General features: G+C 39.2%; 11 protein-coding genes and 1 tRNA gene. 7 read left to right on the top strand and 5 right to left on the bottom strand.

Going from position 1 to position 10,328, the window contains the following annotated elements:
- Positions 1 to 435: 435 nt before the first annotated feature.
- From PLE33_00360 to PLE33_00345, 4 genes are all read right to left on the bottom strand, one after another.
- Positions 436 to 1,995 (bottom strand): bifunctional response regulator/alkaline phosphatase family protein, encoded by a 1,560-nt coding sequence (locus PLE33_00360; GenBank protein ID HPS59698.1) that lies wholly within the window; start codon positions 1,993 to 1,995, stop codon positions 436 to 438.
- 6 nt (positions 1,996 to 2,001) lie between these two features.
- Positions 2,002 to 2,622, bottom strand: coding sequence for a hypothetical protein (locus PLE33_00355; GenBank protein HPS59697.1), 621 nt, complete (start codon positions 2,620 to 2,622; stop codon positions 2,002 to 2,004).
- A 121-nt stretch (positions 2,623 to 2,743) separates the two neighbouring features.
- On the bottom strand, positions 2,744 to 3,568 hold the full coding sequence (panB, locus tag PLE33_00350; protein HPS59696.1) for a 3-methyl-2-oxobutanoate hydroxymethyltransferase: 825 nt from the start codon (positions 3,566 to 3,568) through the stop codon (positions 2,744 to 2,746).
- Complete coding sequence (locus PLE33_00345) at positions 3,549 to 4,115, bottom strand: hypothetical protein (protein ID HPS59695.1); 567 nt, start codon at positions 4,113 to 4,115, stop codon at positions 3,549 to 3,551. The genes panB and PLE33_00345 overlap by 20 nt, the downstream gene beginning before the upstream one ends.
- A gap of 447 nt (positions 4,116 to 4,562) precedes the next feature.
- Here PLE33_00345 and phnE point away from each other — a divergent pair, with 447 nt between their 5' ends.
- From phnE to PLE33_00330, 3 genes are all read left to right on the top strand, one after another.
- Complete coding sequence (phnE, locus tag PLE33_00340; GenBank protein HPS59694.1) at positions 4,563 to 5,534, top strand: phosphonate ABC transporter, permease protein PhnE; 972 nt, start codon at positions 4,563 to 4,565, stop codon at positions 5,532 to 5,534.
- Positions 5,535 to 5,545: 11 nt separating this feature from the next.
- Complete coding sequence (locus PLE33_00335) at positions 5,546 to 6,865, top strand: thymidine phosphorylase (GenBank protein ID HPS59693.1); 1,320 nt, start codon at positions 5,546 to 5,548, stop codon at positions 6,863 to 6,865.
- A gap of 148 nt (positions 6,866 to 7,013) precedes the next feature.
- Positions 7,014 to 7,385, top strand: a complete 372-nt coding sequence (locus PLE33_00330; protein HPS59692.1) for a hypothetical protein — start codon at positions 7,014 to 7,016, stop codon at positions 7,383 to 7,385.
- A gap of 57 nt (positions 7,386 to 7,442) precedes the next feature.
- Here the strand turns inward: PLE33_00330 and PLE33_00325 are convergent, their stop codons facing one another.
- The gene (locus PLE33_00325; GenBank protein HPS59691.1) at positions 7,443 to 7,802 is read right to left on the bottom strand and encodes a hypothetical protein; all 360 of its coding nucleotides are present in this window, start codon (positions 7,800 to 7,802) and stop codon (positions 7,443 to 7,445) included.
- A gap of 91 nt (positions 7,803 to 7,893) precedes the next feature.
- Here PLE33_00325 and PLE33_00320 point away from each other — a divergent pair.
- From PLE33_00320 to PLE33_00305, 4 genes are all read left to right on the top strand, one after another.
- Positions 7,894 to 7,968: transfer RNA gene (locus PLE33_00320), tRNA-Asn, on the top strand.
- 72 nt (positions 7,969 to 8,040) lie between these two features.
- Complete coding sequence (locus PLE33_00315; GenBank protein ID HPS59690.1) at positions 8,041 to 8,322, top strand: pyrimidine/purine nucleoside phosphorylase; 282 nt, start codon at positions 8,041 to 8,043, stop codon at positions 8,320 to 8,322.
- Between the two features lie 14 nt (positions 8,323 to 8,336).
- Positions 8,337 to 8,975 carry a tetratricopeptide repeat protein gene (locus PLE33_00310; protein HPS59689.1) on the top strand — a complete coding sequence of 213 codons (639 nt, stop codon included), beginning with the start codon at positions 8,337 to 8,339 and terminating at the stop codon, positions 8,973 to 8,975.
- A 195-nt stretch (positions 8,976 to 9,170) separates the two neighbouring features.
- Complete coding sequence (locus tag PLE33_00305; protein HPS59688.1) at positions 9,171 to 10,295, top strand: ATP-binding protein; 1,125 nt, start codon at positions 9,171 to 9,173, stop codon at positions 10,293 to 10,295.
- The last annotated feature ends 33 nt before the right edge of the window (positions 10,296 to 10,328 follow it).

Raw genomic sequence — 10,328 nt, 5'->3', positions numbered from 1 at the left:
TAAAGTATTACAGGAATAGATGAGGACATCGTTTCTCCGATTATTTTCTCTTTTCCTCTTTTTCTCTTTGTGAAATTCCAATTTTTCTCTTTGTGAAAAAAGCTTTTCTTTATTATATCATCTTCCCTGTAAAGTATTACAGGAATAGATGAGGACATCGTTTCTCCGATTATTTTCTCTTTTCCTCTTTTTCTCTTTTCCTCTTTCTCTCATTTCCTCTTTCTCTCTTTTTCTCTTTGTGAAAATAGCTCTTCTTTATTATATCGTCTTCCCTGTAAAGTATTACAGGAAACGACGAGGACGTCGTTTCTCCGATTATTAACTCTTTTCCTCATTTCTCTTTCTCTCTTTTTCTCTTTGTGAAAAAAGCTTTTCGCCATCTCGCTATCTCACTACTCGCCATCTCGCTATCTCGCCATCTCGCCAATCACCATCTCACTTTTTTTTGGTTCGGCAGATAGCAAGAGGTAGAATCATTTCTTCCATAGAGACACCTCCATGTTGAAAAGTGCCGTTAAACTGTTTCTGATATTGGTGATAGGCATTAGGATACACGAAATAGTAATCGTCCTTGGCAAAGATAAAGTTATCCACAATGCTCTTAGTAGGTAAGCCATAGTCGCCGGGTTTTTTTACGAACAAAGCGTGGCGTTCATTAACGGACAGGTTTTTACCTTCTTTATAGCGAACTGTTACCGAAGTATCTTTATCACCAATCACTTGCGTAGCGCGATTTACTTTTATGGAACCGTGGTCTGTAGAAAGAATTACAATCGCATCTTGTTTGGCAATCAGTTTCAGAGCTTCATAGAGTGAGGAATGCAAAAACCAGTGTTTAGTGAAGGCACGCAGACCTTCTTCATTGGGAATAGTTTCCTGTAGAATTTGGTCTCTGCTTCTATGGTGTGCTAAAAGATCAAGGAAATTATAGACGAGGACAATCAGGTTTTCTTTATTCCAGGTTTCAATTTTGCGTAGGACGAAGTTACCCTCTTCCATATTGAAAATCTTAACATATTTGCTGGTAGGATCAAGCTTATAGCCAAGTTCTTCAATATGTTCATCCAGCAATTGATGTTCATTGCGATTCCGGCTGTTATCCATTTCACTGGAAGTTACCCAATAATCGGGAAAGCGTTTAGCAATATCAATAGGCATTAAACCACTGAAAATGGAATTTCTGCTGTAGGGGGTGGCAGTTGGCAAAATGGAATAATAGAGTTCCAATTCTTCGTCAAATAATTCCTGGATATAGGGTTGGATTGCCAGATATTGATCCAGACGCATACAATCCACAATAATAAAATAGATGGGCAGGTTTTCTTCAAAATGCGGAGCTATATATTGGGAAATCAGGTCAAAACTAAGGTTAGGTCGTTCATCGCTTTTCAGCCAATTGCTATAGTTGCGTTCCACATAGTTAGTAAATTCCGTGTTGCAATTGCGTTTTTCCAGAAAGTGAGTTTGGCGTAAGCCCTCATCGTTCACCTGATCAATTTGCAATTCCCAATAGCTAAGTTCCCGATAAATTTCGCTCCATTCATTCCAATCGGGGGTGGCAAAAAGCTTTTGATTCAATTCTGCAATAAAACGGGTATATTGTTGTCCAATTTGATTGGCTCGAATTTCATCTGCCTGGAAGATCTTTTTAATTGCCATAATAATTTGATTAGGGTTGATGGGTTTAATTAAATAATCCGAAATCTGCGAAGCAATCGCCTTATCCATCAAGCCCTCTTCTTCGCTTTTAGTAACCATTACAATTGGCAAAGCGGGATTGATGCGTTTAATTTCCTGCAAAGTGGAAAGACCATCCAAACCTGGCATCATTTCGTCTAAAATTACCAGGTCATATTTATTTTCCACTACTTTTTCAATAGCGTCGGTTCCGTTGTTACAGGTCTCAACGGGATAGTTTCTTTCTTCCAGGAAGAGGATAAAGGGTTTAAGCAGGTCTATTTCATCGTCAACCCAGAGTATGTGCATTTGTTTCATTGGATATTACTCCTTTTTGGTTTGTGTTTCAAGTTCAAAGAGGTGTTGGCGCTCTTTGACGATCTTTTTAATTTCATCCAGATCGGCATCTTGAAAATAGAGAGCAAGCTTGAAATTAAGCTCTTTGCGGGAACAATTAAACCATCCAATCATTTTCTCCAAATATTGCTCAATATAGACCTCTTTCAAATCCACATTGGCTTCTTTTTCTTTTTGTTTCATTTCTTTTATATGGTCGCGGAGCTCTTTATAGGGCATCTCTTCGGCTTTATGAACCCATTCGTCGCGCACATTCCAGTCCGCATTTTTCATAAAAGGTTTAATAACCTGCAGGCGATCAAAACCGATTTCCTTCACTTCGCCTTCATCTATATCCATCTCTTCAATGAAAAGATCAAAGATAGACATCAGTTTCCCTGCCATTGTTCCGGAAAGTTGATATTCCGTTTCCACAAAGTCCTTGAAATTCTCATACCCTTTATAGAGATATAATTTGGAACGCCTGATTTCAGAGAGCAACTGACCGAGAGAGATAAAATTTTCTTCCAGCTGATCCTTCAAATTAGCTAAGGCATTCAATTTTTCTTCCGCACTCATTGCTTCGGGAGCATTTACTTTTTTCGGCATTTTTCTTATCCTTCTTTATTGTTCGGTAATATCATTTATAGAATGAGACCCCGTTTTTCATTATAGTGTAAACAGGATTTCCCTTAGAATTACTAAATAGCTTCATCTTAATATAAAAAAACTATGTAATGGGGAAATAGATGTTTTCCTTAGCGGGAAAAGCCCTGTCTTTCACTTCTTGCACATATAATTCTATCGCTTCCGTGATGTCATTATTTAAATTTGCATATTGCTTAACATATTTAGGTTGCATATCCGAATAGCCAAGTAAATCGTGATAAACCAGAACCTGACCATCAGTATATCTTCCGGCTCCGATGCCAATAGTAGGAATGCTCACTGCTTTCGTTATTTCTTTGCCTAAAAGTTCCGGAATGCCTTCCAGAACAAGCATAAAGGCACCCGCCTTTTCCACTTCTTTTGCCTGGTTAATAAGTTCCTCTTGTTCTTCCGGTTTTTTCCCCTGCACAAGATAACCACCAAATTTACGAATAGATTGAGGAGTTAAACCCAAGTGCGCACAAACGGGAATTTCCATATCTACAATCGCTTTGATGGCTTGCACCCTGGATAAAGAACCGCCTTCAAGTTTAACGGCATCAGCTTTACTCTGCACGATTAGCTTAGCGGCATTTTGCCGGGTTCGCTGTTCCGAAAGATGATATGTCAGATAGGGCATATCGACTATAATAAAAGCATCGGGAGCTCCCCGGCGGACAGCTGAACAGTGTTCAATCATATTTGCCAAAGTAACCTGCAGCGTATCCGCATAGCCCAAAACTACCATCCCTAAAGAATCTCCTACCAAAATGAGATCTATGGCAGTGGCAGAAATGCATTTTGCCATCGCATAGTCATAAGCGGTAAGCATACAGATCTTTTCTCCCTCCCGTTTCATTTCCTGAAACTTAGCCAGATAATTGTTTTTACTCTTTACTTTGGTCATTATCAGGACTTTCTCCTTCTCCTTGTTCCTCTTCTGAACTTTCCCGGGTTTCATCTTCATCCAGAAGATTATCACCCGCGTAAGCTCCTTTGTTAATCATCAAATCATATATCACACTGCCGTTAACATACCAACCCAAAAAGCGACCCTGTAAATAACCGTTCACATAATAGGCGCTCATTTGCGGGTTGCCATCAGGATACCACATCAGCATTTGCCCGTTTTGTTTTCCATCGGCAAATGTTACGGCTCGCTGTAAACCGCCATTGGCATAGCGTTCTATCGCAATACCGGTGAAGGGTTTGTTCTTATAAAAATATACCTCGTCTTTTAAAACCAGTTCCTTAAAAGGAATGGCATCTCCGGGTTCTTGCCAATTTTTAACTTCCCAATATTCTTCACTTTTCTCTTGGGCAAAGATAGCGCTACAAGCAAAGGAAAATATATAAAGGAAGAAAATGATAAGCACAGCCCGATTTCTTACTAAACCGGATTCTCTTTGTTTACGGATATCTGAAAGCATTTTATTAACCACTTGACGACACATTTTTTTCTCCAACAGGTTAGTCAACCTTTTTCTTTGTAAGGTCACAACTACTTTTTAATAGATAAAATAAACGAGTTTGGCAAAAAGTCAACTTTTATCACCGGTAGCTATGTTTTGTGCGCAAGTGTTAGGATGCCATTTCCGCTATGGTGAAAAGTAACTTATTCCTCCTGCGATGGCTGACAGACAGGATAGTTTAAAAGCTTTAGCTACCTGTTCATCCCTGAATCTTTTCTACCTCGTCCTTACCCGTGCCTTTAATGCTGATTTAACGACTCTTTAACAATGCCTTAACGGCGTTAAGGAAGCGTTAAAGAATTGTTAAAGAAACACAAAACCAGCAAGCAATAAAAGAGAAGATGACGAAAGATGAATGTTGCTGCCGTTCTCTCACTACTCTTCGGCTTTTTTCCTTGACTGGATAAATCTGTATCTAAAAATTGTCCTATGTTAAAGAAGATGAAAATTTTGGGTATTGAATATGCCCTCTGGTTATATATTTTTGCCTGTATCTGCTGGTTTTTATTGCGGATATTCAGTATTTCCGCAAGCAGCTATATTATCTTTCTTATTCCTTTGCTTATAGCTATTCTTATTTCACTAAGCAAGAATAACATAGCAGCCAAAATAACCATCCCTGAAGTTAGCGGTTGGTTCTGGAAAGTAGAGCTGGCAATAGTAATCGGCATAACCTTTATTATGGCTTGGGTGATTGTGGATGTAAAACCGGTTGCCTTTTTTACCCAGGCAGCCAATACCGGTTCCATCCTTAAAGGCATTTTCAGTCCGAATTTGAAAGAACTTGTCCCAATGCTGGGCGCTTTGGTAGAAACCATCTATTTGGCTTTACTGGCTACTGTTTTTGCTATTCCTTTTGCATTTGTGCTCTCCTTTTTTGCTGCCAAAAATTTAATGTTCCATTCCGTTATCGGCAAGATTATCTATTTTATTATCCGCACTATTTCCACAGTTTTCAGAAGTATTGAGGCAATTGTTTGGGCTATAATCTTTTGCGTTTGGGTAGGCATCGGCCCTTTTGCCGGAATGCTCGCTTTATGGATACATTCCATTGCCGCTCTGATAAAATTATACAGCGAACAGATTGAAAATATTGACCCCGGTCCTGTTGAAGCTATCAAAGCAACGGGTGCTTCAACTTTACAGGTATGGCGTTTTGGAGTTACACCCCAAATTTTATCTCCCTATTTGGCTTTTACCATTTACCGCTGGGATATGAATATCCGAATGGCTACGGTGGTAGGTTTTGTTGGCGGAGGTGGAATTGGTTTGGCACTATATCAACAGCAGCAAATGCTTGCATGGAGAAATGTAGGTTTAATAATGTGGTTGATTGCTTTAATTGTTTGGGCGATGGATATTTTCAGCGGTTACATTCGTTCTAAACTCGTTACCAGTTAGAGGTTAAAACTATGAAAGAAGAAAATCCCGTGGAACTTTTAATTAAAAAGCGCGATGGCTATGCTCTTGCTGCAGAGGAAATTGCCTATTTAGTCCAAGGATATCTGAAGGACGAAATTGCCGATTACCAAATGAGCGCATTTTTGATGGCTTGCTTTTTGCAGGGCTTGAATCCTGAAGAAATATCCGCTTTAACGCAGTGCTATATTGAATCCGGAGGTACTATCAATTTTGATAATTGTCTGCCGGTTGCCGATAAACACTCCACTGGAGGCGTGGGAGATAAAATCAGCTTGATGCTGGCTCCAATTGCTGCTTCTTTAGGTTTGCTGGTGCCAATGATTTCGGGACGCGGCTTAGGACATACAGGAGGGACTTTAGATAAACTGGAATCCATTTCGGGGTTTAGAACTTCCTTTTCTCTGCAGGAATTCAAGGCCTTGGTGGAAAACCACGGATTTGCTTTAGCAGGGCAATCCTCAGAACTTGTTCCTGCCGATAAAAAAATATATGCCTTAAGAGATGTAACCGCTACCGTGGAAAGTCCTGGATTAATAACTGCCAGCATAATGAGCAAAAAAATCGCTGAAGGAACAAAGCACCTGGTGATTGACCTAAAAATAGGCAGCGGTGCTTTTATGCCCAATGTCAGAAAAGCTAAAGAACTGGCTGAATTATTGATGACAACCGGAAAAAGCTTCGGTCAAAAAGTGACCGTGGTCTTCTCTAATATGAATGCTCCCTTGGGACATGCGGTTGGAAATGCTCTGGAAATGATTGAGGCAATTGAATACTTAAAAGGAAACTATTTACCCGATACCTATGAACTTACTACTGTTTTAACCGCTCAAATGCTCATCAGCGCTGGAAAGGCAAAGGATTTTGAACAGGCAAAAACGATGATTGATGAAGCCGTTGCCAGCGGAAAGGCATTAGAAAAACTAAAGGAAATAATTATTGCTCAAGGTGGGGAACCAAAAGTGCTGGAGGACTATTCCCTTTTTGCCTCCTCACCGGTAATTTATCCAATTATAGCTAAACAAAGCGGTTGGGTGCATAAAATTGACTGCAGGGCTATTGGCTATGCCTTAGTGCATATTAAAGCAGGCAGAAAAAAAGTAACTGATACCCTGGATTATGGAGCCGGCGCTATGCTCTATCCCAAAATTGGAGATGAAATTAAAAGCGGTGATAAAATAGGAGAAATTCACTGTGCAGATAAAAACGAGGCAGAAGAAACAGCGAAATTGATTTTGAATGCCTATCAAATAGCCGATACCCGAAAAGACAAGGAAGACCTCATCCTGGAAATTGCTTTTTCTGAGGAATGATTGTTTTAGTCCAGATATAAGTAACTTAGATATCCATTAAAAAGGCAAAGAACTTACCCTGATATTACATTCCTGCTGAAAAAAATATTATTTGCTTAATTCTTTCTTTTGCATTATAATATAAGTAACACGACAATGGGAGGTTAATATGACTACCAAGCGTTTTTACATCGCCGTTTTAATGGGAATAATTTTAGGGATTATTGCCTGTTTAATTGCATCAGCAGTAAGCCCTGAGCCCTTAGCGAAGAAAGTGCTTGCCAATATTTTCGTGAGCCGCGTGTTGATTGGTTTTGTTATAGGTATCAGTGCCTGCAAAATTAATTGGCTTTTACACGGCTTACTGATGGGACTGATTGTAGGATTGCCTTTCTCTTTAAGTGCTATGGCTCAACCAATTGCAGGCATGGGTAAATGGGGAATATTTTTCCTGACCTGGGCTTTAGGAATTTTATACGGTTTCATTATTGAGCTGGTAACCAGCGTTTTCTTCAAGGCAAAAGAGGTCTCGGAAAAGTAAAACAAGAAAGTATTAAATAGTAACCGGAGAACTCTTTTTCCGCAGAGTAGGAGAATGTTATTCTTCCGGAGGGTTGACCTCCTGGTCAACCATAATGAACGACAAAATGTCTTTCTTCCGGAGGGTTGATGTCCTCATCAACCAAGGCAGGATGCTCTTCTCGTTACTGAAAAAAGCGTAATAAAGAAATTGCTCGGTTGCAAGTGGAACGACAAAATGTCGTTCTTCCGGAGGGTTGATGTCCTCATCAACCAAAATGAACGACATAATGTCTTTCTTCCGGAGGGTTGACCTCCTGGTCAACCAGATAGGTTTTTCCATCTCGTTACTGAAAAAAGCGTAATAAAGAAATAGCTCGGTTGCAAGTGGAACGACAAGATGTCGTTCTTCCGGAGGGTTGATGTCCTCATCAACCACAACAAACGACAAGATGTCGTTTTTCCGCATTTACAAAAATTCTGATTGACAAAAATCACGGCTGAAAAGATTAGGTATCCTTGAAAATTGTTCCGGAATAGCTCAGCGGTAGAGCGGGTGGCTGTTAACCACTAGGTCGGGGGTTCGAACCCCTCTTCCGGAGCCATTTTTTTATCCGTTAAGTTTTATTCTAAAATGAATAACGCCCTATAATTAAGAATTCTAAAGGGAGATAACGATGCTAAAAACCAACGAATATTTTGCCGACAAGGTTAAATCCATCGCTTTTCAAAACGAGGACGGCAATTTCACTGTAGGAGTGATGGACCTCGGAGAATTTGAATTTGGCACTAATACAATTGAAAGAATGACCGTTATTTCTGGAAAATTAACTGTCCAGTTACCAGGCAAGGAAAACTGGCAGGACTTTATTACCGGCGAAACATTCACCGTTGCTGCACAGCAAAAATTCCAGGTAAAAGTGCAAGAACAGACGGCATATCTTTGTCGCTACGAATAAAAAGGATTAAGAAAATGAAAAAGCTATCTTTGATAACTCTGGGATTACTTGTTTTTATCTTCTGTCTCGCACAGGAATCACCGGTAACTTTATACTTGCAAAATCAAACTTTGGAGACCTATCAACAGGCAGTTAATTATCTCCTCCAACTTGATAAAGAAGAAAATAGCGGAATGCAGGCAAAACTGAATCTTGCCTATATCTGCAATTTGGAGGCATTAAGGTTAATGGAATTGGCAAAAGCGGATATAGATAATTTAAAACCCGGCGAACGCTTTGCCCTGGCAAATCTTTATCTGGAAATGGATAAATATGCCGATGCCATAAGTATTTATAACCTTTTGAACGAAGCAACCCCAAAATGGAGCTGCCCCTGGCGTCATAAAGGAGAAGCACTCTTTAAAAGCGGAAAGTATGATGCCGCTAAAAAATCCCTGGAAATGGCAATTGAAACCAATAAAGAACATTACGATGCCTACCTCTGGTATGCTAAAACCCTCTATGAACTTAAGGACTATAAGAATGCCCTGATTGCTCTGGAAACAGCTTTTGATTTAACCGAAGAACTTGAAGATAGCGAATACGATCAGGTAATTGCCGAAGAGGATATCAATCAACTCTATCAGGAACTGCTGAAGCTAACCGGAAAATAAGCCGAATTTACAACTAAATTCCTTTTCGTTACTTTAATTTGGGTGATTGAGTTACCCTTATATATTACGATTCAAATCGCAAAATATTATAATATTCTGCGATTTGAATCGCAATATCAGCAATTTTTTACTTGACAGATTTACGGCAACCCGGAAACAAAGGATTATTGTTTATCTATCATCATAGAGGTAAATATGATAACCAGATATATCACTGAACAGATTAAGGCGCACTTCTTTAAAGGGAAAGCAATAATTATTACAGGTCCGCGTCAAAGCGGTAAAACCACTTTAATTAATTACATTCTGCAGGACTATGCAAATGAGTATTACTTTTTTAATGGTGATGAACCGGATGTAAGAGATATATTTACGGGCATAACTTCTTCCCGGCTTAAATCTTTGATTGGTAATAAAAGAATTGTTTTTATAGACGAAGCTCAGCGCTTAAATGATATTGGTATAGCGATTAAGCTTTTGGTAGATAACTATCCTGAAATTCAAGTAATTGCAAGTGGTTCTTCTGCCTTAGACCTGGCAGGGAAAATTAAAGAGCCCTTAACCGGAAGAATATACCAATATCAGCTTTACCCTTTGGCTTACGAAGAAATGACTGTTCATAATGGATTACTGGAAGAAAACAGATTAATTCCGCAGCGTTTGATTTATGGTTACTACCCTGAGATAGTTACAAAACCATCTGAAGAAAAAGCTTTACTCAAATTACTTGCTGACAGTTATCTATTCAAAGACCTTTTCCTTTTAGGACAGATAAAGAAACCTCCAATTTTGGAAAAAATTATCAGAGCATTGGCTTATCAAGTAGGAAATGAGGTCTCCTATAATGAAATAGCTCAATTAGCCGGCGCAGATAATCAGACCGTAGAAAAATATATAGACCTGATGGAGAAAGCATTTATTATTCACCGCCTACCTGCTCTATCACGAAATTTACGCAATGAGATTAAACGGGGAATTAAGGTCTATTTTTGGGATAATGGCATTCTTAATTCTATTACGGGTAATTTCAATGAAATCAATTCCCGAACTGATGTAGGCGCATTATGGGAAAATTTTGCAGTTAGTGAACGCCGAAAATATCTTGCGAATCACGGTTTGAATGTGCATTCCTATTTCTGGAGAACTACTTCCAAACAGGAAATTGATTATATTGAAGAAGAAAACAATACTTTTTCTGCTTACGAAATGAAATGGAATCCCCGGCGCAAGGTAACTTTTTCTAAAACATTCAGCGCAGGCTATAATGTGAGCAAAACTCTTACAATCAGCCCGAAAACTCTGGAGAATTGGATAGGATAACTGCTATCAAGACAAAAAATTTAATTTGCGCTT

It is taken from the genome of Candidatus Cloacimonas sp. (assembly GCA_035403355.1).
Lineage (GTDB): Bacteria > Cloacimonadota > Cloacimonadia > Cloacimonadales > Cloacimonadaceae > Cloacimonas.
This window is presented reverse-complemented; position numbering and strand designations above follow the sequence as displayed.

What these genes read in the sequence shown, in the direction of transcription:
- PLE33_00360 (HPS59698.1), bottom strand. Translation starts at nt 1,995, where the DNA reads ATGAAACAAATGCACATACTCTGGGTTGACGATGAAATAGACCTGCTT.
- PLE33_00355 (HPS59697.1), bottom strand. Translation starts at nt 2,622, where the DNA reads ATGCCGAAAAAAGTAAATGCTCCCGAAGCAATGAGTGCGGAAGAAAAA.
- panB (HPS59696.1), bottom strand. Translation starts at nt 3,568, where the DNA reads ATGACCAAAGTAAAGAGTAAAAACAATTATCTGGCTAAGTTTCAGGAA.
- PLE33_00345 (HPS59695.1), bottom strand. Translation starts at nt 4,115, where the DNA reads ATGTGTCGTCAAGTGGTTAATAAAATGCTTTCAGATATCCGTAAACAA.
- phnE (HPS59694.1), top strand. Translation starts at nt 4,563, where the DNA reads ATGTTAAAGAAGATGAAAATTTTGGGTATTGAATATGCCCTCTGGTTA.
- PLE33_00335 (HPS59693.1), top strand. Translation starts at nt 5,546, where the DNA reads ATGAAAGAAGAAAATCCCGTGGAACTTTTAATTAAAAAGCGCGATGGC.
- PLE33_00330 (HPS59692.1), top strand. Translation starts at nt 7,014, where the DNA reads ATGACTACCAAGCGTTTTTACATCGCCGTTTTAATGGGAATAATTTTA.
- PLE33_00315 (HPS59690.1), top strand. Translation starts at nt 8,041, where the DNA reads ATGCTAAAAACCAACGAATATTTTGCCGACAAGGTTAAATCCATCGCT.
- PLE33_00310 (HPS59689.1), top strand. Translation starts at nt 8,337, where the DNA reads ATGAAAAAGCTATCTTTGATAACTCTGGGATTACTTGTTTTTATCTTC.
- PLE33_00305 (HPS59688.1), top strand. Translation starts at nt 9,171, where the DNA reads ATGATAACCAGATATATCACTGAACAGATTAAGGCGCACTTCTTTAAA.